The following is a 24648-nucleotide window of genomic DNA, read 5'->3' as shown; positions in this document are numbered from 1 at the left end:
CGTTCCCTTTGCCAAAGGAGGCACCATGTCATTACGTTCTGGCAAGGCCGTGCTGGCGGCCGCGGCGCTATGCATCGCAGGCGTGGCACAGGCGCAGGCCGACTGGCCCCAGCGGCCGGTGACCCTGATCGTCATCGCCGGCGCAGGCGGCGGCAGCGACTACACCATGCGCATGCTGGCGCGCGAACTGGAAGCCGTCTCAGGCCAGCGCTTTACCATCGTCAACCAGGCGCAGGGCGGGGGCGTGGTGGGCATGACCAATTATGTGCGCGCCAGGCCCGACGGCTATACGTTGGGCCAGCTTTCGCCCTACGCGCAATACACGCTGCTGGGCCAGGCCGATTTCACCGCGGATTCCTATACGCCCATAGGCCAGTTCAATGCCGACCCGGCGGCCATCCACGTGGCCAGCGGTTCGCGGTTCAAGGACGTGCCGGCGCTGGTGTCCGCGCTCAAGGCCGACCCGTCGAGCGTGCGCATTTCCTGCGGCGGCACCTGCAACGCCAGTTGGGACATCCCGTTCGCCTCGATGCTGATGGACCAGGGCGTGGACGTCTCCCAGGTCACCTTCGTGCCTGCGCAAGGCTCGGCGGCCGGGCTGCAGGAACTGGTTTCAGGAGGGCTGGACGTGGTGCTGGCTTCCGTGCCGGAAACCGATGCGCTGACTCGCGCCGGCCACGTCAAAACCATAGGCGTGCTGGCCCATGAGCGCCTGGACCGCTATCCGGACGTGCCGACCGTGGCCGAGCAGTTGGGCAAGGTCTACGCCGGCGGCACGTGGCGCGCGCTGGCCGGTCCGGCCGGCATGGAGCCGGCCCTGCTTGCCCGTATCGAGGGCTTGCTCAAGCAGGCCTACGACAGCGAAGGCTTCCAGCAGGCCTTGCGCTCGCGCGGCTTCGAACCGGTCTGGCTGGGTTCGCACGAGTTGCGCGAGTTCATGGTCCGGCACGAGGAGCAGGTCGCCCAGGTGCTTAAGGCCTTGCGGCGCACGCCCTGATCCGGCCTCACGTCGCCGCCTTCCCGTCATTTCCGTCCATTCACCCACAAGCAAAGGTCGATTTCCATGTCGCAAGCACTCAAAGGCATCATTCCCCCCCTGGTCACCCCCTTCAAGGACGACGAGACCATCGACGAAGCCGCGTTTCGCGGGACGGTGCGCTTCATGCTCGAGAAAAAGGTCCATGGCATATGCATCGGCGGCAGCACGGGCGAGGGCCATACCTTGTCGACCGAGGAGTTGGCGCGCCTGTGCGAGATCGCCAACGAAGAAATCCAGGGCGCCGTGCCCATCGTGGCCGGCGTGATCGCCAACAGCACGGCCAAGGCCATCGAAATGTCCAAGGCCGTGGCGCGCCACAACGTGGCCGCCCTGCAGGTGACGCCGGTTCATTACGTCTTCAAGCCGGACGAGGATGCCACCTATGCCCATTTCGAGCGTTTGACCCGCGAGGTCGGGCTGCCGGTGGTGATCTACAACGTGGTGCCTTGGAACTACCTGAGCCCGGCGCTGCTGGTGCGCCTGATGAAGGGGCTGCCTGGCGTGGTCGGCGTCAAGCAGAGCGCGGGCGACCTCAAGCTCATGGCCGACCTGCTGATCGACCTGCCCGAAGGCAAGCAGGTGTTCACCGCCGTGGATGCCTTGCTGTATCCCTCCTTTGCCCTGGGCGCGCATGGCACCATCGCCGCCAATCCCGCTGCGGTGCCGGGCGTGACCGTGGCGTTGTGGGACGCCGTGCAGGCCGGCGACCATGCGCGGGCCCTGCAGATCCATCGCGCGCTGTTGCGCTTCTGGAATGCGCTGTTCGCCGACAACCTGCCCGCCAATGTGAAGTATGCCTTGTCCCTGCAGGGTTGCCCCGCGGGAGGCCCGCGCATGCCCATGCCCCAGCCCGACCCGGCGCGCCAGGCGGCCATCCGCACCCAGCTCGAAAGCGTGCTGCGCTACGAGGCTTGAACCGCCGTCGGACGGCGGCGGTCCGTCTCTTCCCCCCATGGCAAGGGCGCCTGTTTTGCGTCATAGTGTCGCCCCGCCCGCCGGAAAAAGACAGGCGTCCCGCGCGGCCGGCTGCGCAGGGGCGCCTTGGGGGATCGACATGGACATCCGCTACCTGCAAAGCTTCGTCACCGTCGTGGAAAGCGGCTCCTTCGCGCAGGCCGCGCGGCAGCTGGACCTGACTTCGACCGCCGTGGCGGCCCGGGTCAAGGCGCTGGAGCAAAGCCTGGGCCTGTCGCTGGTCAAGCGCGCGGGCCGCTCGGTGCGGGCCACCGAGGCGGGCCTGCGCATCATGGAGCGCGCCCGCGCCCTGTTGCGCGATGCGCGCGACCTGGTGGCGGCGGCCGACGACGCTTCGGCCACCGGCGAACTGCGCCTGGGCGTGTTCGTGTCGGCCATGACCAGCGTGCTGCCGCCGGTGCTCAAGCGCTTCTACGAGCGCCATCCCAGCCTGCCGGTGTTCGTGATGCCCGGCTCGTCGGTGGACCTGTGCCGGCGCGTGCACGAGGGCGAGCTCGATGCCGCCATCGTGGTCGAGCCGCAATTCCCGCTGGGCAAGGCCTGCCGCTGGCAGGCGGTCATGGAAGAGCCGCTGGTGGTGGTGGCGCCGGCCGCCCTGCAGGATGCCGACGCGCTCGAGCTGCTGCGCACCCAGCCGTTCATCCGCTACGACCGCTCGGTGCTGGGCGGGCAGCTGGCCGACCGGTATCTGCGCGATCACGGCATCGTGCCAAGGCAGCGGCTGGAGATCGACAGCCTGCTGGGGGTGGCGGCGCTGGTGGACCAGGGCCTGGGTGTGGCCCTGCTGCCGGACTGGTCCTCGCTGTGGTCCACCAACTACGCGCTGGCGCGCATTGCCCTGCCCGATCGCGCGCCGGTGCGCCGGGTCGGCCTGGTATGGCTGGCGCAGGGCCCGCGCGGGCTGCTGGCCGAGGCCTTCCTGGACCAATGCCAGGCGGTGTTCGCGGCAGGCGCGGCCGCGCCCCGTCCCGGGCCGCGCGCGGCCTAGATTCTTTGCCGGCGGGGGCACCAGCCGCCAGGGCGGCGTGCTATCCGCGCGGCTGCGGCGTCTTGCCCCGGGCCTGGCGCGCCTGCAGGAAGGCGAAGTCCACGCCTTGGTCGGCCTGCGTCACGTTCTGCAGGAACAGCTTGCGATAGCCCCGGTCATCGCCCGCGCGTTCGGGCCGCGGCCGCCAGGCCCGCTGGCGGCTGGCCAGCTCGGCCTCGTCCACCAGCAGGCTGATTTCGCGCCGCGCCACGCTCAGGCGGATGCGGTCGCCGTTCTGCACGCAGGCCAGCGGCCCGCCTACGGCCGCCTCGGGCGTAACGTGCAGCACGATGGTGCCGGCGGCCGTGCCGCTCATGCGCCCGTCGGAGATGCGCACCATGTCCTTGACGCCGGCGCGGGCCAGCTTGCGCGGGATGGGCAGGTAGCCGGCCTCGGGCATGCCCGGCGCGCCGGTCGGGCCGATGTGCTTGAGCACCAGCACGTCCTCGGCCCGCACGTCCAGGTCCGGGTCGTCGATGCGTTCGGCCAGGTCCTGCAGGTCCTCGAAAACGACCGCGCGGCCCTCGTGCTCCATCAGCGCTGGGCTGGCGGCCGACTGCTTGATGATGGCCCCGCCCGGCGCCAGGTTGCCGTGCAGCACGGCGATGCCGCCTTGCGCGTAGATGGGCCGCGAGAACGGCCGCACCACGTCCTGGGCGAAGGGCGGGCCGGCGGCATCCAGCTCTTGGCCCAGCGTGCGCCCGGTGACGGTCAGCGCGTCCAGGCGCAGCAGCGGCCGCAGCTCGTGCAGCAGCGTGCGCAGCCCGCCCGCCTTGTGGAAGTCTTCCATGTAGTGCTGGCCCGAGGGCTTGAGATCGACCAGCACCGGCGTCTCGCGGCCGATGCGGTCGAAGGCCTGCAGGTCGATCTCGATGCCCAGCCGGCCCGCCACCGCGGTCAGGTGCACGATGCCGTTGGTCGAGCCGCCGATGGCCAGCAGCACGCGCAGGGCGTTCTCGAAGGCGGCCGGCGTCAGGATGCGCTCGGGCGTGAGCCGCTGCGCGATCATGCCCACCGCCTGGGCGCCGGTCCGCTCGGCGATGCGCATGCGATCGGCCGTCACCGCCGGCGGCGAGGCCGCGCCCGGCACCGTCATGCCCAGCGCCTCGGCGATGCAGGCCATGGTGCTGGCCGTGCCCATCACCGAGCAGGTGCCCACGCTGGCCACCAGCTGGTTGTTGACGTCGGCGATCTCGGCATCATCGATCTCGTCGGCGCGGTACTTGCCCCAGAAGCGGCGGCAGTCGGTACAGGCGCCCACCCGCTCGCCGCGGTGCGAGCCGGTCAGCATCGAGCCGGTCACCAGCTGGATGGCCGGCACGCCGGCCGAGGCCGCGCCCATCAGCTGGGCGGGCACCGTCTTGTCGCAGCCGCCGATCAGCACCACCGCGTCCATGGGCTGGGCGCGGATCATCTCCTCGGTGTCCATGGACATCAGGTTGCGCAGGTACATGCTGGTCGGCGAGGCGAAGCTTTCGTGCACCGAGATGGTCGGAAACTCCACCGGCAGGCCGCCGGCCAGCATCACCCCGCGCCGCACCGCCTCGACCAGTTGCGGCATGTTGCCGTGGCAGGGGTTGTAGCCGCTGCCGGTATTGGCGATGCCCACGATGGGGCGGTCCAGGGCCTCGTCCGAGAAGCCGGCGCCCTTGATGAAGGCGCGGCGCAGGAACAGGGAAAAGCCGGCGTCGCCGTAGCTGGTCAGGCCGCGGCGCATGCCGGTGGCCTGGCCGGCGCGGGTGTTCTTGGGGTCTTGCTGCGATGACATGGACGGTCCGGTGAGACAGGAAACGGGAAGAGGCGGGACTGTCCTGCCGTCCCGCCGGCGGCCTTCAATCGACAGTGATGCGGGCGTCCTGGATCACCTGCGCCCACTTGTCGACTTCGGCCTGCAGGCGCGCCCGCGCCTGGTCCGCGTCGGCGGGCGGGACCGTATAGGCGCCCTGGCCGAGCAGCTTTTCCTGGATGTCGGGCCGCTGCAAAAGCCGCACCAGCGCGGCGTTGAGCTGCTCGACGATAGGCCGGGGCGTTTGGGCGGGCACCAGCACGCCGAACATCGAGGCGACCTCGAAGCCGGGCAGCCCCGCCTCGGCGGCGGTGGGCACCTCGGGCAGCAGCGAGATGCGCTCGGGCATGGTCACCGCCAGGGGACGCAGCTGGCCGCTCTTGATGAAGGGCAGGGCGGCGGGCACGGTCTCGACCATGGTCTGCACCTGTCCGCCCACCAGATCGGTCATGGCCGGGCCGCTGCCCCGGTAGGGCACGTGCAGCAGGTCCACCTTGGCCTGGCGCTTGAACAGCTCGGCGGCCATGCGCTGCGGCGCGCCGGCCCCCGAGGAAGCGTAGGTCAGCTTGCCGGGGTTGGCGCCGGCGTAGTCGATGAGCTCCTTCAGGTTCTGCACCGGCACCTTGGGGTTGACCACGAACACCAGCGGCACGGCGGCGATGGTGGCCACCGGCGTCAGGTCCTGCATCAGCTTGTAGGGGATGCGGTCCTTCTCCAGCGTCGCCATGATCGAATGGGAGGTGATGGCGCCCATCAGCAGGGTATAGCCGTCGGGCTCGGCACGGGCCACGGCGTCGGCGCCCAGGTTGCCGCCGGCGCCGCCGCGGTTCTCCACCACGACCTGCTGCTTGAGCTCCTCGGACAGCCCCATGGCCACCACGCGGCCCACCACGTCGGTGGCGCCGCCAGGCGGGTAGGGCACCACCAGGCGCAGCGGTTTTTCGGGATAGGCGGCCAGGGCCGGCGCCAGCGGTGCGGCCAGGCCGCCGGCCAGCAGCAGGGCCGCGGCGGCCAGGCGCCGCCTTTTGGCGATATCGGGCATGTCTTGTCTCCGTGTTCTTGTCGGGCGGCGCTGGGGCCGCTGGCGACATTATTCAGGGCAAAGCCTGGCCCGAACCGTCGTTCCGGCTCGTTCAGAACGAAATATTGTTGAGCTTTGCCAGGCTGGCCGGCGAGCTGGCCGAGCCGGCTGCCGAGAAAAAGGGACGATCTCAATGGGGGAACTTTCCCTAGTGCGCGGTCTCCAATTAGCACTCACGACGCCAGAGTGCTAAGATGGTTTCATCGTCGCAACCCCCTTTACGGAGCGACCTGCAATGACTACTGCCAACCACGCCTTGGCCCTGTCCAGCGCCTCGCTCTCCAGGGCCATTTCCAATCCGGGTGCCCTGGGCACCCTGGACGCCTATATCGCCGCCGTCAACAGCGTGCCGGTGCTCACCGCCGAGCAGGAAACCGCCTTGGCGCGCGAGCTGCGCGACCACGACTCGATCGAGGCCGCGCGCCAGCTGGTGGTCTCCCACCTGCGCCTGGTGGTCTCGGTCTCGCGCCAGTACCTGGGCTATGGCCTGCCGCAGGCCGACCTGATCCAGGAAGGCAACGTCGGCCTCATGAAGGCCGTCAAGCGTTTCGATCCCGAGCGCGGGGTGCGCCTGGTTTCGTTCGCGGTCCATTGGATCAAGGCCGAGATCCACGAGTTCATCATCCGCAACTGGCGGCTGGTCAAGGTGGCCACCACCAAGGCCCAGCGCAAGCTGTTCTTCAACCTGCGCAGCATGCGCCCGGATGGCCAGACGCTCGATCCTTCCCAGGTGGACGCCATCGCGCGCGAGCTGAACGTGCGCCCGCAAGACGTCTCCGAGATGGAAGTGCGCCTGTCCGGCCGCGACATGGCCCTGGACAACCAGGACGAAGAGGACGAGCGCTACGCGCCCATCGCCTATCTGTCGGACGAGGGCGCCCAGGAGCCCACCCAGGTGCTCGAACGCCAGGCCTATGCCGACCTGCAAGGCAGCGGCCTGTCCAGCGCGCTGGAAAGCCTGGACGAGCGTTCGCGCCGCATCGTGCAAGCCCGCTGGCTGCAGGACGACGGCGGCGCCACGCTGCACGAGCTGGCCCAGGAATTCGGCGTCTCGGCCGAGCGCATCCGCCAGATCGAGGCGGCGGCCCTCAAGAAGATGCGGGCGGCGCTGTCGGCCTGAGCGCCGCGGGTCATTCCTGGACACAAACAGCCCAGATTTTTTTCCATCAAGGCCCGGAACTCGGGCGAGCCGGGGCGGACTAACCAGCATGGAGCGCAAGCGCAGGAGCCAAGCCTTGCGTTGCGGTCCGGACATCCGTCTCGGCTTCTCCTCTTTCCCCTCCCCCATGGGACGGATGTTTCAGGGGCACCTTCGCAGGTGCCCCTTTTTTTTGGGGCAGTTCGACCAGGACCCATTGCCAAAACCGCTATCCTAGGCAGGACAGCCGGGGCGCGCCCGGCAGGATGCGCAATGGAAATCGGTTTCCTGGTGTTCGGCCTGGCGGGCCTGCTGACCCTGGTGTGCTTCATGCCGCCGCTGGCCGGCCGGCTGAAGCTGCCGTATTCGGTGCTGCTGGCGCTGGTGGGCTGCGCGCTGGGCTACGTCGTGCACGTGCACGACTGGGCCCCGCGCGTGGTGGCCGATTTCCTGGACAGCATCGAGCATTTCGAGATCTCGTCCGAGACCTTCCTGATCGTCTTCCTGCCGGTGCTGCTGTTCGAGACGGCGCTGGCCATGAACGTGCGGCGCCTGCTCGACGAGATCGGCCCCATCCTCATGATGGCCATCGTGGCCGTGCTGGTCTGCACGCTGGTGGTGGGCTATACGCTGGCCTGGGTGTCGGACTATGGCCTGGTGGTCTGCCTGCTGCTGGGGGCCATCGTGGCCACCACCGATCCGGTGGCGGTGGTGGGCATCTTCCGCGAGGTCGGCGCGCCCAGGCGCCTGACCACGCTGGTCGAGGGCGAAAGCCTGTTCAACGACGCGGCGTCCATCGCCCTGTATTCGGTGCTGCTGGCCGTGCTGGGCGGCCAAGGAGAACTGAGCGCCCTGGCCATCGGGCAGGATTTCCTGGTGCAGTTCCTGGGCGGGGGCTTGGCGGGCCTGGCCATGGGCCGCCTGGCCGGGCAGCTGTTCGGCTGGCTGCGCGGCTGGCCCGTGGCCGAGATTACGCTGACGCTGACCCTGGCCTATCTCACCTTCTTCATTTCCGAGCACTACCTGGGCGTATCGGGCGTGGTGGCCACGGTCATCGCCGGGCTGGTGGTGGGGTCGAGCGGGCGCACGCGCATGTCGCCCACCACCTTCGAACACCTGGCCAGCGCCTGGGCGCAGTTCGGGTTCTGGGCCAATTCGCTGATCTTCCTGTTCGCCGCCATGCTGGTGCCGCGCCTGATGGCCGACACCAGCCTGTTCGACTTCCTGATGATCGGCGTGGTGTTCGCGGCCACCTTGGCCGCGCGGGCGCTGGTGGTGTTCGGCCTGCTGCCGCTGCTGGGCGTGGTGCGCATCGGCCAGCGGGTCGGGCGGCGCTACCAGGCGGTGATGTGCTGGGGCGGGCTGCGCGGAGCGGTGTCGCTGGCCCTGGCGCTGGCGGTGACCGAGCACCAGGCGGTCGATCCGGACGCGCGCAACTTCATCGCGGTGGTGGTCACGGGCTTCGTGCTGGCCACGCTGTTCGTCAGCGGCACCACCTTGCGCACGCTGATCCGCATGCTGGGCCTGAACGCACTCTCGCCGGTCGAGCGCACCTTGCGCAACCAGGCGCTGACGGTGGCGCTGGAAGACCTGCAGGAGCGCACCGGGCAGATCGCCCAGGAGGACCACATCAGCCCGGCTGCCCAGCAGCGCGTGGCGGCGGTCTTCGACGCCAGCCTGTCCGCCGTGCACGAAAGCCCGGTCTCGCGCCTGGACGAGGACCAGCAGGTCAAGGTCGGCCTGTCGATGATGGCCGCCCGCGAGGAGGAAATGTTCTTCGGCATCCTCAAGGCCCAGATCGTCGACTGGCGCCTGGCCGAGCGGCTGCTGGCGCGTGCCCAGGCCATGGGCGAGGCGGTGCGCGCCAACGGCGAACAGGGCTTCGAGGCCGCCATCGTGCACGACCTGCGCTATTCGCGCGGCTTTCGCCTGGCGCTGGAGCTGCACGACCGGCTGGGCCTGCGCCGCTGGCTGGCGCAGGAGCTGGCCCAGCGCTTCTCCAGCCTGATGAGCAAGCGCTCGGTGGCGCAGCGCCTGATGGACTTCGCCCGCCACCAGGTGCAGCCGCTGCTGGGCAAGGCGGCGACCGACCGCATCCTGGCCCTGCATGCGCATCGCCTGGCCCTGATCCAGGACGCGCTCTCGGCCATGGCGCTGCAATATCCCGGCTATGCCGAATGGCTGCAGGAGGCCTACCTGGGCCGCGTGGCGCGCGAGCTGGAACGCAGCCGCTACCGCGACATGCTGGAGCAGTCGCTGATCAGCGGCGAGGTCTATGCCGACCTGATGATGCAGCTGCAGGCGCGCTGGCGCTACATCGACCGAAGCCCCGAGCTGGACATCGGCATGACCGCCGGCGAGCTGATCGCCCGCGTGCCGCTGTTCGCAGGCCTGGCGCCGCAGGCGCGGCAAGCCATCGAGGGCTTGCTCAAACCGCGCCTGGCGCTGCCTGAGCAGCCGGTGACGGTACGCAACCGCCAGGGTGCGATGATGTGTTTCGTCGCCTCGGGTGCGGTCAAGATCGGCCTGCCGGACGGCACCGGCCTGGAGCTGGGTAGCGGCGAGTTCTTCGGCGAAATGGCGCTGCTTTCGGGTGAAACCGTGGTGACCACGGCGACCTCGCTGGGCTACAGCCGCCTGCTGATGCTCTCGGCGCGCGATTTCCGCGCCCTGCTCGAACGCGACGCCGATCTGCGCAAGCGCATCGAGCGCGTGGCGCAGGAGCGCCTGCGGGCGCTGCAGGTGTGGCGCAGGCACCAGGCTGCGCTGCAAGCGCACCCTGGCGAGAACGGCGGCGAGGCCGGCCGGCAATCGGGTGTCACGCCAACCACATAGCCGGGCCGGGCCTGGCGTGGCCCGGCAAGCCATCGTATCGCCGGCTGCCTACAAGAGCCTGGCGATGGCCGCCATCGCGCCCACGGCCACGATCAGCATGGAGCCGAGCTTGATCGTCATGCGCTGTTCGAGTTCGCGCAGGTCCGACTTGGTCGACAAGTCGGACAGGTCCTGCGCGTCCCGCACGGCGTAGGAAATCGCCTCGGCCTGCGGGGACGGGACGCCGGCCGCTTCCAGGGTGCGCACGAACTTGAGGGTATCGAAGTTGACGGTCGGCATGGCTGCTGCCCGCTACAGGATCTTGGCGATGGCCGCCATCGCGCCCACGGCCACGATCAGCATGGAACCGAGCTTGATCGTCATGCGCTGCTCGAGCAGGGTGAAGCGGGCATCCACGGCGGCGAAGCGGGCATCGATGCGATGCTCGAGCTCGCCGAGGGCGCTGCGCAGGTCGGCCTTGGTTGCCAACTCGGAAGTGTCATGCGAATCGCGCACGGCATTGGAGATCGCCTCCGCCTGCTGGGGCGGCAGGCCGCCGGCTTCCAGGGTGCGCACGAACTTGAGGGTGTCGAAGGTGACGGTGGGCATGGCTGCGATTCTATCGCCGTGGCGGCCCGGCCGGCAAAGTTTCGGCGTGGATCAATTCAGCCAGGGCTGCCGGTGCCCGGCCCCTGGCTGCTTTGGCGCTGGGCCATTGCGCAGCCGGTATCGAACCAGTGGGCCTTGCGCGCGGGGCCTTCCACACGTTCTATCAATTCCCTTGCTGCCTGTTCGCCCGCCGCTTGCGGGCGCGTGTCCACCGAACTCAAGGCCGGATGCAGCCAGCGCGAGGCGGGCAGGTCGTGCACGCCGACCAAAGCAAGCGCGCCGGACCAGACTCCGTCCGGATCCCGCTGCCGGCAATGATGCAAGGCGCCCCAGGCCAGCAGGTCGTGCGTCAGGAACAGGGCATCGCAGTCCGTGGTTTGCAGCAGGGCTTGCGCCAGCGCCGCGCCCAGTTCCGGCGAGGGGGGCTCGGACGCGGCGGCCACGCGCTGCGGCTCGGCGGCCAGGCCATGCGCCTGCATGGCCCGCAATGCGGCGTCGGCCCGTTCGATGGCGCCCAGTTCGCCTTGCGCGCACACGATGCCCACGCGCCGGTACCCGCGCGCATGCAGGTGCGCGATGGCGCATTGGCCGATGGCCTGCGCCCGGGGCCCCGCGCCCGCGCCGGCGATCGGGCCGGCACTCGTCGGCCCGGCGCCGGCCTGCGTCCAGGGCAAATCGTGTTGCTGCAGGCGCACCAGCATGTCGGCATCCGGATGCGTGCCGGCAAAGACGATGCCGTCCGGCGCGTAGGCCAGCCACGGCTGCAGGGCGGCGGCGCCGGCCGCATGGCCCGGCGCCGGCAGGCGTACCGGCACGGTGGCGTATCCCAAGGCGGCCAGGGCGTGGCTGGCGCCTTCGAGCAGCGCGGCCACCGCCGGGTCTTCCCAGGCCGGCGCCACTGCCACCACCAGCCGCGAACGCGCCCCGGCCAGCGCGCTGGCGGCGCGGTTGGGCTGGTAGGCCAGGTCGCGGCAGGCCTGCTCGACCCGCGCGCGCACCGCGGCGCTGACCCTGGCCGGCGCGTTCAGCGCGCGCGAGGCGGTCATGGCGCTGACCCCGGCGAGCCGGGCCACGTCTTGCAAGGTGGCGCGGCCGGGGCGTTTCAGGCGGGTTCCTTGCAGAAACGAAACAGCATGTCCTGGACGATGACCAGGGCTGCTTCTTCGGTGAACTCGCCGGCCTCGAGCATGCGCATCACGGTGTCCAGCGGTTCGTGGCGGATTTCCATGACCTCGCCGTCCTGGTTGCGCGGCGCCGCCGAAGGCGCCAGCACGCAGGTGCTGGTCAGGATGTCCTCGTTCTGCAGGCCTTCGGGCAGGCGGCGGCGCATGCGCAGGATGGTGCGCAGCGGCGTGCGGCCGGCCACGTCGGCCGGCGACAGGCCGGCTTCTTCGGCGCATTCGCGCAGCAGCGAGCGCTCCAGCGTCTCGCCGCTGCTGGCCAGCCCGCCCACCAGCGTATCCCACATGCCCGGATCCGAGTTCTTGGTCAGCGCGCGCCGCGCGATCCACAGCCTGCCATCGGGGGTCCAGGCGTTCAGGTGCACGGCCTGGGTCAGCAGGCCCAGCGGGCGCATGGCCGCGCGTTCGAGCACGCCGATGGCGCCGCTGCCATCCTCGGGATGCACATCCAGCAGCTCGTTGCGCCAGCCGCGCACGCAGCCGGCCTGGCGCAGCGCCTGGGCGGCCTGCGCCAGCAGGGCGTTTAGCCCGGCGCCGGGCGCCAGGTCCGCGCCGATGTCCAGGCGGTCCGGGCCAAGGCGCACGCCCGGCAGCGCGCGCAGCGCCGCGCAGGCCGCCGGCGTGGCCCAGCCGCAGCGGCGTGCGGCCACCCACAAGGGCAGCGAACCTTCGTAGGGGGTTTCCTGGGCGGCGGCGCACAGGCGCGCATACAGGGCCTGCAGTTGCGCGGGCGTGGCGGGCAGCGGATGATCTGGCATGGCGGCGATTGTAGTGCAGCGATCTTGCGCCGGGCCTACAGCCGGCGGCGCTTTACGGCCTGTTTCAGGGAGGGCCGGGGCGGCGGGGCGAGCCGGGCGCGCGCGCCGGGGGGCGGGCCGCGCGGCGCGCTTTGCCAAGTTCGTTATAATCCCGCAGTTTAGTTAGTGGTTCGTGTGCAACCGCGCCTGGCCTTACGCCTTCATTAGCGTGGCTTGCCCTTATTTCAATAATTAATCGCGCACCAGAGACAACCCCATGCCGGCACCCGCCGGCAGGTCGCACCTGCAAGCGCCGAGATTCGAGGTCAGCATGAAGAAGTGGAGAGGGATACTGCTGGGCGCCTGTGCAATGCTGGTTGGCGGTATGGCGGCGGCACAGGTCAAGGACATGCCTGGCGGCCCCAGAGTCAATCAGCTCAACCTGCACGAAGGCGTCACGCAAATCGCACGCGACGTGGCTTGGCTGCACTGGATGATGCTGGTCATCTGTCTGGTGATATTCATCGGCGTGTTCGGGGTGATGTTCTACTCCATCTGGGCGCACCGCAAATCGCGCGGCGTCAAGCCGGCCACCTTCCACGAGCACGTGGGCGTGGAAGTCGCCTGGACGGTCATTCCCTTTTTCATCGTCATCGCCATGGCCTTGCCGGCCACGCGCACCGTGGTGGCCATGAAGGACACCTCCAGCGCCGACCTCACCATCAAGGTCACCGGCTACCAATGGAAATGGGGCTACGAGTACATGGACGGCGAGGCCGCCGGGGTCTCGTTCCTGTCGAACCTGGCCACGCCGCAGGCCCAGATCATGGGCCGCGAACCCAAGAGCGAGTTCTACCTCATGGAGGTGGACAACCCGATGGTGGTGCCGGTGGGCAAGAAGGTGCGGCTGGTGGTCACCGCCGCCGACGTGATCCACTCCTGGATGATCCCGCACTTCGGCGTCAAGCAGGACGCCATCCCGGGCCTGCTGCGCGACACCTGGTTCCGCGCCGAGGAGGTCGGCGAGTTCCGTGGCCAGTGCGCCGAGCTGTGCGGCAAGGACCACGCCTTCATGCCCATCGTGGTCAAGGTGGTTTCCGAGGAGGACTACGCCGCCTGGGCCGCCGGCGAGCAGAAGAAGCTGGCCGAGGCCGCCGACGATCCCAACAAGGAATGGACGCAGGAGGAACTGGTCGCGCGCGGCCAGCAGGTCTATGCTGCCAATTGCGTGGCCTGCCACCAGGCCAACGGCCAGGGCGTGCCCGGCAACTTCCCGGGGCTAGATGGCGACCCCGTGGTGCTCGGTCCCAAGGACGAGCAGATCAAGGTGGTGCTCAACGGCAAGCCGGGCACCGCGATGGCCCCCTTCGGCGGGCAGCTCAACGACGTGGAAGTGGCCGCGGTCATCACCTATACCCGTAACGCCTGGAGCAATGCCGGCAAGGGCCAGGATCCGGTCGTGATGCCCGCCGAGGTGGCGGCGGCCCGCTAAGGGCGCCGCGGTCTCCGGCAAGAAGAAACATTCGATAAGATTTCGCCAGCCCCGCCCAGGCGGGGCTGCCGCTCAGCAGGAAGGAGTCCCACATGAGCAGCGTCACCGCAGATCACGCCCCGGCCGGGCACGCCCACGGCCACGACGATCACGCCCACCACATGCCCCACGGCTGGCGCCGCTGGCTGTTCGCGACGAACCACAAGGACATCGGCACGATGTACCTGATCTTCTCGTTCGTCATGCTGATCAAGGGCGGGGTGCTGGCCCTGTTGCTGCGCACCGAACTGTTCGAGCCGGGCCTGCAGTTCTTCCAGCCCGAGCTGTTCAACCAGTTCACCACCATGCACGGCCTGATCATGGTGTTCGGCGCGATCATGCCGGCCTTCGTGGGCTTTGCCAACTGGATGATCCCCATGCAGATCGGGGCCTCGGACATGGCCTTTGCCCGCATGAACAACTTCAGCTTCTGGCTGCTGCCGGTGGCCGGCCTGCTGCTGGCGTCCTCGTTCTTCGTGGACGGCGGGGCCACGGCCGCGGGCTGGACGCTGTATGCGCCGCTGTCGGTGCAGATGGGCCCGGGCATGGACCTGGCCATCTTCGCCGTGCACATCATGGGCGCCTCGTCCATCATGGGCGCGATCAACATCGTCGTCACCATCCTGAACATGCGCGCGCCCGGCATGACGCTGATGAAGATGCCGCTGTTCTGCTGGACCTGGCTCATCACCGCCTACCTGCTGATCGCGGTCATGCCGGTGCTGGCCGCGGCCATCACCATGCTGCTGACCGACCGCCACTTCGGCACGGGCTTCTTCAACGCGGCCGCCGGCGGCGATCCGGTCCTGTACCAGCACGTGTTCTGGTTCTTCGGCCACCCCGAGGTCTACATCATGATCCTGCCGGCCTTCGGGATCGTCTCGGCGATCGTGCCGGCCTTCGCGCGCAAGCGCCTGTTCGGCTACGCCTCGATGGTCTACGCCACGGCCGCCATCGCCGTGCTGTCCTTCATCGTCTGGGCGCACCACATGTTCACCACCGGCATGCCGGTGACCGGCCAGCTCTACTTCATGTACGCCACCATGCTCATCTCCATCCCCACCGGGGTGAAGGTGTTCAACTGGGTGGCCACCATGTGGCGCGGCGCCATGACCTTCGAGACGCCCATGCTGTTCGCGGTGGGCTTCATCTTCGTGTTCACCATCGGCGGCTTCACCGGGCTGATCCTGTCGATGGCGCCCATCGACATCCAGGTGCACGACACCTACTACGTCGTGGCGCACTTCCACTACGTGCTGGTGGCCGGCTCGCTGTTCGCGCTGTTTGCCGGCACCTACTACTGGCTGCCCAAGTGGACCGGCCGCATGTACGACGAGCGCCTGGGCAAGATCCACTTCTGGTCGACGATGATCTCGTTCAACGTCACCTTCTTCCCCATGCACTTCCTGGGCCTGGCCGGCATGCCGCGCCGCTACGCCGACTATGCCGCGCAGTTCACCGATTTTCACCAGATCGCCACCATCGGCGCGTTCTGGTTCGGCCTGTCGCAGCTGCTGTTCCTGTACGTCGTGCTCAAGTGCTACCGCGGCAAGGGTGTGCAGGCCCCGGCCAAGCCCTGGGAGGGCGCCGAAGGACTGGAGTGGACGGTGCCCTCGCCGGCGCCCTTCCATACCTTCGAGACCCCGCCCGAGGTGAAGTAGCCTTGCCGGCCCGCACCGCCTTGCCACCAGGACCACCCAGCATGAAAACGCCCGAGCAGCGCCGACGCAACCGCAACACCGCCTTGGCGATCCTGGTCTTCGTGGCGGCGGTGTTCGCCTGGGTCATCGTCAAGCAGTACATCGCGGTGCACTAGGAAAGCGCCATGGCCGACGATCTGCGCGCCAGCTCGCGCCGCAAGCTGAACTTCCTGCAGACGCTCAAGGCGGTGCTGTGGGGCATGTTCGGCGTGCGCAAGGGCGCGGGCTACGACGAGGACGCGGCCAAGCTCAACCCGGTGCACCTGATCATCGCAGGGCTGCTGGCCGGCGCGCTGTTCGTGGCGCTGCTGGTCTTCATCGTGCGCTGGGCGGTCGCCAGCCTGAGCTAGCAGGGCATCGACCCGCCGATCAAAACATCCGACAATCAACCAGAACAACACACGTACCAGGGAGATCACCATGAGTGCCAGTCACTCGGTCAAAGAGGCCCCTTACTATTTCGTCCCCGGCGAATCGCCGCATCCGGTGCGCACCGCGGTGACGCTGCTGGCCATGGGCGTGGGGGCCGCCACCTGGATCAACGGCGTGGCCTTCGGCAAGTGGATCCTGCTTGTCGGCCTGGCCGGCCTGATCGCCTCGCTGTGGGTCTGGTTCGCCGATGCCATCCGCGAGTCCGAGGGCGGCCTGAACAGCAGGCGCGTGGACGTCTCCTACCGCTGGGGCATGAGCTGGTTCATCTTCTCGGAGGTGATGTTCTTCGCCGGCTTCTTCGGCGCGCTGTGGTACGTGCGCACGGTGACCACGCCCACGCTTGGCGACCTGGACCACCGGCTGTTCCTGTGGCCCGACTTCGTGGCGGTCTGGCCCAACCTGGGCCCGGCCGGCGTGGTCGAGGAGTTCCAGACCGTCGGCCCCTTCTGGCTGCCCACCATCAACACGGCGCTGCTGCTGACCTCCGGCCTGACGCTGACGATCTCGCACCACGCGCTGCGGGCCAGCCACCGGGCCAAGGCGATCTTCTGGCTGGCGGCCACCGTGCTGCTGGGCTTCATCTTCGTGGGCGTGCAAACCTACGAATACATCCATGCCTATGCCGACCTGAACCTGAAGTTCAATTCGGGCGCCTTCGGTTCGCTGTTCTACATGCTCACCGGCTTTCACGGTTTCCACGTGCTGCTGGGCGCCACCATGCTCACGGTCATCCTGGTGCGCCTGATGCGCGGCCACTTCACCGCCACCCACCACTTCGGCTTCGAGGGGGCGGCCTGGTACTGGCACTTCGTGGACGTGGTGTGGCTGGGCCTGTACCTGTTCGTCTACTGGTTCTGACGCCGCGGCCCGGGCGGCCCGCCGCGCCCGCCTGGACCGCAGCAGCCCGGGGGCCGGCCTTGCCGGCCCCCGGTCCATTCGGCGCGGCGGCTAAAAGCCCGTGCTCTGGATCCAGCCCATGTGGTGGGCCAGCAGCACGAACAAAAACAGTACGATGGACAGGCCGATGCGCACCGTCAGCGCGTTGACCGTGCGGTTGGTGGTGCCCTTGTCGCGCATCAGGTAGACGCCGGCCGAGGCCAGGCTGGCCAGGATGCCGATAAAGGCAAGAATGACGATGATGCGCATGATGCGCCTCCGGTCTCGTCGGATAAAGATGAAATTATTGCAGAGATGGCACAGCTAGGCAGGCACCCCGGAGCCGGACGCACCGTCGCGGCGCTGGCGCTGCTGGCGCTGGCGGTGGCCGTGTTCGTCTCGCTGGGGCGCTGGCAGCTGGGCCGCGCGCACGAGCGGCGCGCCATCGCGCAGGCCATCGAGGCCGGCCGGGCGCAGGCGCCGCTTGCGCTGTCGCCCGAGGTCGATGCCGGCGAACTGCGGCCCTGGCGCGCGGCCCGCGCCAGCGGCCGCTGGCGCCATGAGCTCAGCGTGCTGGTGGACAACCGCAACCTGGACGGGCGGCCCGGCCTGTGGCTGGCCACGCCGCTGGAATTTGACGGCGGGCGCGGCCAGGCGGTGCTGGTGCTGCGCGGCTGGATGGCGCGGCCCCTGGGCGGCGAGCCGCTGCCCGCCGTGCCCCGGCCGCAGGGCCGTCAAACCGTCGAAGGCGAGCTGGCCGCCCGGGTGCCGCGCATGTTCGAGCTGCCCGGCGCGCACAGCGAACTGCCCCAGGGCTGGCCGGGTCCGGCCGCACCGGACGGCCTGCCGCGCGTGCAGAACCTGGACCTGGACGCGCTTGCGCGCGCCAGCGGCCTGGCGCTGCTGCCCGCCGTGCTGATGCAGACGTCGCCGGCCGGCGACGGGCTGGCGCGCCAATGGCCGCAGCCTTCGGTGGATGCGGACCAGAACGTGGGCTATGCGCTGCAGTGGTTCAGCTTTGCCGCCATCGCGGCGATCGCCTGGCTGGCGGTGGCCGCCCGGGCCTGGCGCCGCCGGGCCTCGAACCGGATACCTGAACGGAGAGACAAAACGACATGACCGCTCAACCCGCGGGCTCGCCCCGCCCCCGGCGCTCGCTGGCGCCGCTGATCGCCATCCTGCTGGTGACCCTGGCGCCCATCGTGGGCGCTTTCGTGGTCTACTTCAACCCGCAGTGGTGGCCTTCGCAGGCCACCAACTACGGCCAGCTGGTCACGCCGCAGCGGCCCATGCCCGAGGCCGGCGCGCTGGCGCTGGCCACCCTGGACGGGCAGCCCTTCGACCTGAACTCGCTCAAGGGCGAATGGCTGCTGGTGGCCGCCGATACCGCCGAGTGCGACGAGGCCTGCGCCCGCAAGCTGTTCGTGCTGCGCAACAGCCATGCCAGCCAGGGCAAGAACGTCGATCGGCTGCGGCGCGTGTGGTTCATCCTGGATGACGGGCCGGTGCCCCAGAAGGTGCTCGACGCCTACCGGGGCACGGTGATGGTGCGCGCGCGGCGCGAGCAGCTCGAGCCCTTTCTTCTCGATGGCACGCCGCATGCCGGGCAGGGCCTGCGCGGGCCGATGTGGATCATCGACCCCAACGGCAACCTGATCCTGCAGTATCCCGACCAGGCCGATCCGCTGGGGTTTCGCAAGGACGTCAGCAAGCTGGTCTACAACTCCCGCATAGGCTGACGGCCGGCAAGGCCGTGACCCCCAAGGCAGCATGGATATCGATCGCATCAAGGCCCGCTACCGCAAGCTGGTTTTCTTCACCTGGTTCCTGACCCTGGACCTGATCATGTTCGGGGCTTTCGTGCGCCTGACCGATTCGGGGCTGGGCTGTCCCGACTGGCCGGGCTGCTACGGCAAGCTCAGCCCGCTGGGGGCGCTGGGCGAGATCCGCGAGGCGGCGCAGGCCATGCCCTACGGGCCGGTGACGCTGTCCAAGGCCTGGATCGAGATGATCCACCGCTACGTCGGCGCGCTGCTGGGCCTGCTCATCATCGCCATCGCCTGGTTCGCCTGGCGATACCGGCGCGAGCTGGGCCACAGCCCGCGCCTGGCGGTGCTCACCCTGGTGGCGGTCTGCCTGCAGGGGGCCTTCGGCGCCTGGACCGTCACCCACCAGCTGATGCCGGCCGTGGTGACGGCGCACCTGCTGGGCGGCATGGGCCTGCTGGCCCTGATGACCTGGCTGGCGGCGCGGGCGCGGCCGCACGAGCCCGTGCCCGCGGCGTCCCGGCATTTCCTGCCCTGGGCGGCAGGCGGCCTGGCGCTGCTTTTCGTACAGATAGCGCTGGGCGGGTGGGTAAGCACCAACTACGCCGTGCTGGCCTGCATGGACTTCCCCACCTGCCATGGCCGCTGGATTCCCGAGATGGACTTCGCCGGCGGTTTTTCGATCATCCGGGGGCTGGGGGAACTTCCGTCCGGCGAAATGATCTCCCAAAGCGCCCTGACAGCCATTCACTGGGTGCACCGCAACTTTGCCTTCCTGGTGTTCGCCTACCTGGGCCCGCTGGCCTGGCGCATGCGCGCCGTGCCTGGCCTGGCCGGCCCGGCGCGGCTGGTGCTGGCGCTGCTGGCCGCCCAGCTGTTCACCGGCCTGACCACCGTCGTCTTCCAGTGGCCGCTGCTGATCGCGGTGCTGCACAACGGCGGCGCGGCCGGCCTGGTGCTGGCCTGCGTGACGCTGGTGGTGCGGCTGGCGCGGTCCGGACGTGCCGCGGCCCCCCGTCCGGCGGCTGTTTCCCCGACGATCTAAAATAGCCTCATGACTTCCGCCCTTGCCCCCCAGCCCGGCCTGCTGCGCCAATACCTGGTGCTGACCAAGCCCCGGGTGACCCAGCTGGCCGTGTTCTGCGCCGTGATCGGCATGTTCCTGGCCGTGCCCGGCATGCCCGACCTGGGCCGGATGCTGGCGGCCACCCTGGGCATCTGGCTGCTGGCCGCGGCGGCCTTCGCCATCAACTGCCTGATCGAGCAGGAGGTCGATGCCCGCATGGCGCGCACCGCGCGCCGCGCCACCGCGCAAGGCACCATCACCGCCGCCCAGGTGCTGGGGCTTTCGGGCCTGCTGGGCGGGGCCGGCATGCTGGTGCTCTACCATGGCGTGAACCCCCTGACCATGTGGCTGACCTTCGCCACCTTCGTGGGCTACGCCGTCATCTATACGGTCATCCTCAAGCCGCGCACGCCGCAGAACATCGTGATCGGCGGGCTCTCGGGCGCCATGCCGCCGGCGCTGGGCTGGGCGGCCATGGCCAACGCCGTGCCGGCCGAGGCCTGGGTGCTGGTGCTGATCATCTTCATCTGGACGCCGCCGCACTTCTGGGCGCTGGCGCTGTACCGCAACCAGGACTACGCCAACGCCGGGCTGCCCATGCTGCCGGTCACCCACGGCGAGCGCTTCACGCGCCTGCACATCCTGCTCTATACGCTGGCACTGCTGGCCACCACGCTGCTGCCCTATGCCATCCGCATGAGCGGGCTGCTGTACCTGGTGGCGGCCCTTGCGCTGGGGCTGGTCTTTCTGGCCTATGCCTGGCGGCTGTACCGCCGCTACAGCGACGAACTGGCGCGCCGCACGTTCCGCTACTCCATCCTCTACCTGGCGCTGCTGTTCTTTGCCCTGCTGATCGACCATTGGCTGCAGCTGATCTAGTGCGCTGCCTTGCCGCCGACTCTCGGAGCCTGCCATGACCTACCGTTTTTCCCTGCGGCGCAGCCTGCTGCGCGCCGTCCTGGCCCTGGGCACCTTGTCCCTGCTCGCCGCGTGCGGCAAGGACAAGCCCGAATTCATGGGCAGCGACATCACCGGCACCCGCCTGGGCCAGCAGATGTCCCTGGTCGACACCGCCGGCCAGCCGCGCACGCTGGCCGACTACCAGGGCAAGGTGATGGTGGTGTTCTTCGGCTTTACCCAGTGCCCGGACGTATGTCCCACCGCGCTGGCCGAAATGGCCCAGGTGATGCAGCAGCTGGGCGATGACGCCGACCGCGTGCAGGTGGCGCTGGTGACGGTGGACCCCGAGCGCGACACGCCGCAGGTGCTGCGCGAATACGTGACCGCCTTCGATCCGCGTTTCGAGGGCCTGACCGGCACGCCCGAGCAGGTCAAGCAGGCGGCCCAGTCGTTCAAGGTGTATTACGCCAAGTCGCCGCGCCCGGACGGCGACTACAGCATGGACCACACGGCGGCGATCTACCTGCTCGATGCCAAGGGTGAATCGCGCGTGCTGGTCAACAACACCGCCGGGGTCGACGTCCTGGTGCACGACGTCAGGACGCTGCTCGAACTGGGCTGATCAGTCCATCCCCGCCGCCTGCAGCGCCTCGCGGGCCTGCGGGCCCAGCTCCGAGAGCGCGATTTCGTGTCGATGGGCCATGATCATGCCCGCGTAGGGCTCGGCCAGCGCGGCCGCCTGCGGGCATAGCCGGTGCGCCTCGCCTTGCGAGGGCGAGCGCCTGCGCCAGTGGTTGATGGCCTCTTCCAGCTCGGTCAGGGTCACGGTGCTTTTCATGCGGCCATTGTCCCAGAATGCCGGGCGTTTGCGCGCCGGGCTGGCGCCTTGCAAACGGTCACGTTCGCAACCTCCCGATACCATGCCCCGGTGCTATACAGGCACCGAGGTTTGCTTTCAGGAGCCGAGCATGAAGATTACGCCCATCCAGACGCAGCGCGAGCGCGCCGCGCTTGCCCTTCACCCGCTGGTGGCCGCGGCCGCCCTGGCGATCATCGCGCTATGCGTGGTGGCCATCGCGGCCCTGGCCGGCTGGCTGCCCGGCTCGCAGGCGCAGCAGGCGCCGGATGCCGGGCCGCCGGCGGTCCCGGCCGAACAGCAGGCGCCGCCGGCCGGCGCGCCCGCCGCCCAGGGCGCGCCCGCGCCGGTGCAATCGGCCCCGCCGGCCGCGCCGCGCCAGGCGGCGGCCGACTGCCGCAACTGCGGCACGGTCGAGAGCGTGCGCCAGATCCAGGTGCCGGTGGGCGATCGCAGCAACGGCCTGGTCGGCACCGTGGCCGGCGGGGTGGTCGGCGGCGTGGTCGGCAACCAGTTCGGCGGCGGCAGCGGCAAGACGGCGCTGACCATCCTGGGCGGGCTGGGCGGCGCTTTGGCCGGCCGTGAAATCGAGCGTAATATCCAAGGGCAACGAACCGTGACACGCCACGAGATGCGGGTGCGTATGAGCGACGGGTCGCTGCGCACCTTCACCAGCCAGGAGCCCTTCCATCTGGCCTCGGGCGACCACGTGCTGGTACAAGACAACGGCCGGGTCGTGCTGCGCTAGGGCCGCCCGACACCGCGCCGCATCCGCCTCTGGGACAACGCATGACCGCTAGCAATCAAAACCCCTTCGTCCTGCCCGGCATGGGGCAGGGGCCCGAGCTTTCGGGCAACCCCCTGCTGGCCAGCATGGAGATGATGCGCCACGCCTGGTCCAGCCTGGCCGGCGCCGGCGGCCTGGCGCAGAGCATGCCCATGACGCCGCCGCTCAATCTCGAGGAGCTCGAGCGGCGCATCGCGGACTTGCGCACCGTCGAGAACTGGCTGCAGATGAACCTGTCGCTGCTGAGCAGCACCATCCAGGGCCTGGAGGTGCAGCGCGCCACCATCGCCACCTTGCGTTCCTTTGCCGATGGCATGGCCGCCGGCGCCGAGGCCTCGCCGCTGGAGGTCCTGCTGGGCATACGGCCGGGGCAGGCCGGGCCGGGGCAGGCCGCCGGCAAGAAGGCGGCGCCGGAGCAGGCGCCCGCGCGCGAGCCGGCGCAGCCGCCCGAGCCCCAAGCGGGGCGCCCGGGCGAGCCAGGCTCGTCCGAGGCCGGCAAGTCCCAGGACTTGCCGCCGCCGGCCGCCGGCATGCCCGATCCGGTCGCATCGGCCTCGCAGGCCTGGTGGAGCCTGCTGCAAAAACAGTTCGACCAGATCGCCGCGGCGACCGCCGCCTCCATGCCCGCCTCGGGCGGCAAGCAGGACGCGGCCGGCCAGCCCCGGGCGCCGGGCGCGGGCGCCGCATCGGCCAAGGGCACGCCCGCCGCGGGGACATCCGCCGCAGGCGCGCCTGCCGCAGCTTCCCCTGCCGCGCGCGGCAAAGCCAAGCCGGCGGCCAAGCGTACCGCCAAGCCGGCGGCCAAGCGCGCTGCCGCCCGCAAGCCCGCCACCTGACCGACTTCGCCTCTTCTCGCGGCATGCGATCGGGCGTGCCGCGGCCAACGACTTTCCGGAAATCTATGCTGAACATCGTCATCCTCGCCGCCGGCATGGGCAAGCGCATGCAATCGGACCTGCCCAAGGTGCTGCACACCCTGGCCGGCAAGCCCATGCTCGATCACGTGCTCGACGGCGCGCGCGCGCTGTCGCCCGGGCGGATCATCGTGGTCGTGGGCCACGGCGCCGACCGCGTGCAGGCGGCCTACGCCGGGCAGGAGGGCCTGCACTTCGTGCTGCAGCAGCCCCAGCAGGGCACCGGCCATGCGGTGCAGCAGGCCGTGCCGCTGCTGGGCCAGGGCGATGCCGACGATGCCACGCTGGTGCTTTACGGCGACGTGCCGCTGGTGCAGCCCGAAACCCTGCGCAGCCTGCTGCAGGCGCGGGGGCGGGGGCTGGCCGTGCTGACCGAGCACCTGGCCGATCCCACCGGCTACGGCCGCATCGTGCGCGATGCGCAGGGCAAGGTGGTGCGCATCGTCGAGCACAAGGACGCCAGCCCGGCCGAGCGCCGCATCGGCGAGGTCAACACCGGCATCGTGGCCGCGCCCACCGGCCTGCTCAAGGACTGGCTCTCGCGCATCAGCAACGACAACGCGCAAGGCGAGTATTACCTGACCGACATCATCGGCCTGGCCGTGGCCGACGGCGCGCCGGTCAGCACCGCGCATCCTGGCGCCGCCTGGGAGACGCTGGGCGTGAACAGCCGCCTGCAGCAGGCCGAACTCGAACGCATCTGGCAGCGCGAGCTGGCGCGCCGCCAGCTCGAGGCCGGCGTCACGCTGGCCGATCCGGCCCGCTTCGACCAGCGCGGCTCGCTCAAGTGCGGGCGCGATGTCTACATCGACGTGGGCTGCGTCTTCGAGGGCGAGGTCGAGCTGGCCGACGGGGTGCGCGTGGGCCCGCACTGCATGCTGCGCGACGTGCGGGTGGGCGCGGGCGCGCGCATCGAGGCATACAGCCACCTGCAGCAGGCCGAGGTGGGCGCGCAGGCGCAGGTCGGCCCCTATGCGCGGCTGCGCCCGGGCGCGCGGCTGGAGGAGCAGGCGCACATCGGCAACTTCGTCGAGATCAAGAACAGCCGCATCGGCAAGGGCAGCAAGGCCAATCACCTGGCCTACGTGGGCGATGCGGACGTGGGCCAGCGCGTGAATATCGGCGCGGGCACCATCACCTGCAACTACGATGGCGTGAACAAGCACCGCACCGTGATCGAGGACGATGCCTTCATCGGCTCGGACACGCAGCTGGTGGCGCCGGTCACCGTGCGCCGCGGCGCCACGCTGGGCGCGGGCACCACGCTGACGCGCGAAGCGCCCGCCGGGCAGCTGACGCTTTCCCGCTCCCCGCAGACCACCATCGCCGGCTGGAAACGACCGGTCAAGAAGTCTTGAGCGATCCGCAGCCAGCGTCCGCGCAGGCCGGCGCCGCCAGGGCCTGCGCGCCGGACGGCTTGCCCGCGCCGCGGC

General features: G+C 69.7%; 26 protein-coding genes. 18 read left to right on the top strand and 8 right to left on the bottom strand.

The window, feature by feature from the left end; genetic code table 11:
• Window positions 1-25: 25 nt before the first annotated feature.
• The 3 genes from V8Z80_RS04530 (at window position 26) to V8Z80_RS04520 (ending at window position 3002) form a co-directional block, all read left to right on the top strand.
• Entirely contained in the window at window positions 26-997 is a 972-nt protein-coding gene (locus V8Z80_RS04530) for a Bug family tripartite tricarboxylate transporter substrate binding protein (RefSeq protein WP_336061141.1), read from the top strand.
• A 66-nt stretch (window positions 998-1063) separates the two neighbouring features.
• Window positions 1064-1954, top strand: coding sequence for a dihydrodipicolinate synthase family protein (locus V8Z80_RS04525; protein WP_336061140.1), 891 nt, complete (start codon window positions 1064-1066; stop codon window positions 1952-1954).
• 139 nt (window positions 1955-2093) lie between these two features.
• Window positions 2094-3002, top strand: coding sequence for a LysR substrate-binding domain-containing protein (locus V8Z80_RS04520; protein ID WP_155193257.1), 909 nt, complete (start codon window positions 2094-2096; stop codon window positions 3000-3002).
• A gap of 40 nt (window positions 3003-3042) precedes the next feature.
• Here the strand turns inward: V8Z80_RS04520 and V8Z80_RS04515 are convergent, their stop codons facing one another.
• On the bottom strand, window positions 3043-4809 hold the full coding sequence (locus V8Z80_RS04515) for an IlvD/Edd family dehydratase (protein ID WP_336061138.1): 1767 nt from the start codon (window positions 4807-4809) through the stop codon (window positions 3043-3045).
• A 64-nt stretch (window positions 4810-4873) separates the two neighbouring features.
• On the bottom strand, window positions 4874-5869 hold the full coding sequence (locus V8Z80_RS04510; protein ID WP_155193271.1) for a Bug family tripartite tricarboxylate transporter substrate binding protein: 996 nt from the start codon (window positions 5867-5869) through the stop codon (window positions 4874-4876).
• 274 nt (window positions 5870-6143) lie between these two features.
• On the opposite strand from V8Z80_RS04510, the gene rpoH reads away from it, so the two are divergent.
• Together rpoH and V8Z80_RS04500 are read left to right on the top strand one after the other, a co-directional pair.
• Window positions 6144-7028 carry an RNA polymerase sigma factor RpoH gene (gene rpoH / locus V8Z80_RS04505; RefSeq protein WP_155193273.1) on the top strand — a complete coding sequence of 295 codons (885 nt, stop codon included), beginning with the start codon at window positions 6144-6146 and terminating at the stop codon, window positions 7026-7028.
• Window positions 7029-7319: 291 nt separating this feature from the next.
• The gene (locus V8Z80_RS04500; RefSeq protein WP_336061136.1) at window positions 7320-9881 is read left to right on the top strand and encodes a cation:proton antiporter; all 2562 of its coding nucleotides are present in this window, start codon (window positions 7320-7322) and stop codon (window positions 9879-9881) included.
• A 48-nt stretch (window positions 9882-9929) separates the two neighbouring features.
• Here V8Z80_RS04500 and V8Z80_RS04495 read toward each other — a convergent pair whose 3' ends face one another.
• Genes V8Z80_RS04495 through V8Z80_RS04480 form a run of 4 tightly spaced genes read right to left on the bottom strand, consistent with a single transcriptional unit; the run spans window position 9930 to window position 12408 of the window.
• Window positions 9930-10160, bottom strand: a complete 231-nt coding sequence (locus V8Z80_RS04495) for a DUF1640 domain-containing protein (protein WP_155193277.1) — start codon at window positions 10158-10160, stop codon at window positions 9930-9932.
• Window positions 10161-10172: 12 nt separating this feature from the next.
• Window positions 10173-10469 (bottom strand): DUF1640 domain-containing protein, encoded by a 297-nt coding sequence (locus V8Z80_RS04490; protein ID WP_155193279.1) that lies wholly within the window; start codon window positions 10467-10469, stop codon window positions 10173-10175.
• Window positions 10470-10525: 56 nt separating this feature from the next.
• Complete coding sequence (locus V8Z80_RS04485; RefSeq protein WP_336061205.1) at window positions 10526-11542, bottom strand: LacI family DNA-binding transcriptional regulator; 1017 nt, start codon at window positions 11540-11542, stop codon at window positions 10526-10528.
• A gap of 29 nt (window positions 11543-11571) precedes the next feature.
• Window positions 11572-12408: a DUF4743 domain-containing protein gene (locus V8Z80_RS04480; protein WP_155193282.1), complete on the bottom strand. Its 837-nt coding sequence runs from the start codon at window positions 12406-12408 to the stop codon at window positions 11572-11574.
• 310 nt (window positions 12409-12718) lie between these two features.
• Here V8Z80_RS04480 and coxB point away from each other — a divergent pair, with 310 nt between their 5' ends.
• The 5 genes from coxB (at window position 12719) to V8Z80_RS04455 (ending at window position 16908) form a co-directional block, all read left to right on the top strand.
• Entirely contained in the window at window positions 12719-13879 is a 1161-nt protein-coding gene (gene coxB / locus V8Z80_RS04475; RefSeq protein ID WP_155193284.1) for a cytochrome c oxidase subunit II, read from the top strand.
• 92 nt (window positions 13880-13971) lie between these two features.
• A complete protein-coding gene (ctaD, locus tag V8Z80_RS04470; RefSeq protein ID WP_155193285.1) occupies window positions 13972-15579 on the top strand; it encodes a cytochrome c oxidase subunit I in 1608 nt (535 codons plus the stop codon).
• A 41-nt stretch (window positions 15580-15620) separates the two neighbouring features.
• Window positions 15621-15734, top strand: coding sequence for a cytochrome oxidase small assembly protein (locus V8Z80_RS04465; RefSeq protein WP_155193287.1), 114 nt, complete (start codon window positions 15621-15623; stop codon window positions 15732-15734).
• 9 nt (window positions 15735-15743) lie between these two features.
• Window positions 15744-15968 carry a DUF2970 domain-containing protein gene (locus V8Z80_RS04460; RefSeq protein ID WP_155193289.1) on the top strand — a complete coding sequence of 75 codons (225 nt, stop codon included), beginning with the start codon at window positions 15744-15746 and terminating at the stop codon, window positions 15966-15968.
• 70 nt (window positions 15969-16038) lie between these two features.
• Window positions 16039-16908 carry a cytochrome c oxidase subunit 3 gene (locus V8Z80_RS04455; RefSeq protein ID WP_155193290.1) on the top strand — a complete coding sequence of 290 codons (870 nt, stop codon included), beginning with the start codon at window positions 16039-16041 and terminating at the stop codon, window positions 16906-16908.
• Window positions 16909-16998: 90 nt separating this feature from the next.
• On the opposite strand, the gene V8Z80_RS04450 is transcribed toward V8Z80_RS04455, so the two are convergent.
• Window positions 16999-17196: a twin transmembrane helix small protein gene (locus tag V8Z80_RS04450; RefSeq protein WP_155193292.1), complete on the bottom strand. Its 198-nt coding sequence runs from the start codon at window positions 17194-17196 to the stop codon at window positions 16999-17001.
• A gap of 45 nt (window positions 17197-17241) precedes the next feature.
• Between V8Z80_RS04450 and V8Z80_RS04445 the strand changes: the two genes are divergently transcribed.
• From V8Z80_RS04445 to V8Z80_RS04425, 5 genes are read left to right on the top strand one after another with little or no spacing between them, the layout of a single operon-like run.
• Window positions 17242-18045 (top strand): SURF1 family protein, encoded by an 804-nt coding sequence (locus V8Z80_RS04445; RefSeq protein WP_336061135.1) that lies wholly within the window; start codon window positions 17242-17244, stop codon window positions 18043-18045.
• Window positions 18042-18665, top strand: coding sequence for an SCO family protein (locus V8Z80_RS04440; RefSeq protein ID WP_155193296.1), 624 nt, complete (start codon window positions 18042-18044; stop codon window positions 18663-18665). Before V8Z80_RS04445 ends, V8Z80_RS04440 begins: the two co-directional genes overlap by 4 nt.
• 37 nt (window positions 18666-18702) lie before the next feature.
• Window positions 18703-19737 (top strand): COX15/CtaA family protein, encoded by a 1035-nt coding sequence (locus tag V8Z80_RS04435; RefSeq protein WP_336061203.1) that lies wholly within the window; start codon window positions 18703-18705, stop codon window positions 19735-19737.
• A gap of 9 nt (window positions 19738-19746) precedes the next feature.
• A complete protein-coding gene (cyoE, locus tag V8Z80_RS04430; protein ID WP_336061134.1) occupies window positions 19747-20637 on the top strand; it encodes a heme o synthase in 891 nt (296 codons plus the stop codon).
• 34 nt (window positions 20638-20671) lie between these two features.
• On the top strand, window positions 20672-21280 hold the full coding sequence (locus tag V8Z80_RS04425) for an SCO family protein (RefSeq protein WP_155193304.1): 609 nt from the start codon (window positions 20672-20674) through the stop codon (window positions 21278-21280).
• Here V8Z80_RS04425 and V8Z80_RS04420 read toward each other — a convergent pair whose 3' ends face one another.
• Window positions 21281-21496, bottom strand: a complete 216-nt coding sequence (locus tag V8Z80_RS04420; protein WP_336061133.1) for a DUF3717 domain-containing protein — start codon at window positions 21494-21496, stop codon at window positions 21281-21283.
• 130 nt (window positions 21497-21626) lie between these two features.
• Here V8Z80_RS04420 and V8Z80_RS04415 point away from each other — a divergent pair, with 130 nt between their 5' ends.
• The 3 genes from V8Z80_RS04415 to glmU all read left to right on the top strand — a co-directional run bounded on the left by V8Z80_RS04415 (window position 21627) and on the right by glmU (window position 24573).
• The gene (locus tag V8Z80_RS04415; RefSeq protein WP_336061132.1) at window positions 21627-22262 is read left to right on the top strand and encodes a glycine zipper 2TM domain-containing protein; all 636 of its coding nucleotides are present in this window, start codon (window positions 21627-21629) and stop codon (window positions 22260-22262) included.
• 41 nt (window positions 22263-22303) lie between these two features.
• On the top strand, window positions 22304-23137 hold the full coding sequence (locus V8Z80_RS04410) for a PhaM family polyhydroxyalkanoate granule multifunctional regulatory protein (RefSeq protein WP_155193311.1): 834 nt from the start codon (window positions 22304-22306) through the stop codon (window positions 23135-23137).
• A 65-nt stretch (window positions 23138-23202) separates the two neighbouring features.
• Window positions 23203-24573 (top strand): bifunctional UDP-N-acetylglucosamine diphosphorylase/glucosamine-1-phosphate N-acetyltransferase GlmU, encoded by a 1371-nt coding sequence (gene glmU, locus V8Z80_RS04405; RefSeq protein ID WP_336061131.1) that lies wholly within the window; start codon window positions 23203-23205, stop codon window positions 24571-24573.
• Window positions 24574-24648 lie beyond the last annotated feature (75 nt).

It is taken from the genome of Orrella sp. JC864 (genome assembly GCF_037026685.1).
In the GTDB taxonomy this organism is placed as follows: Bacteria; Pseudomonadota; Gammaproteobacteria; order Burkholderiales; family Burkholderiaceae_B; genus Orrella.
This window is presented reverse-complemented; position numbering and strand designations above follow the sequence as displayed.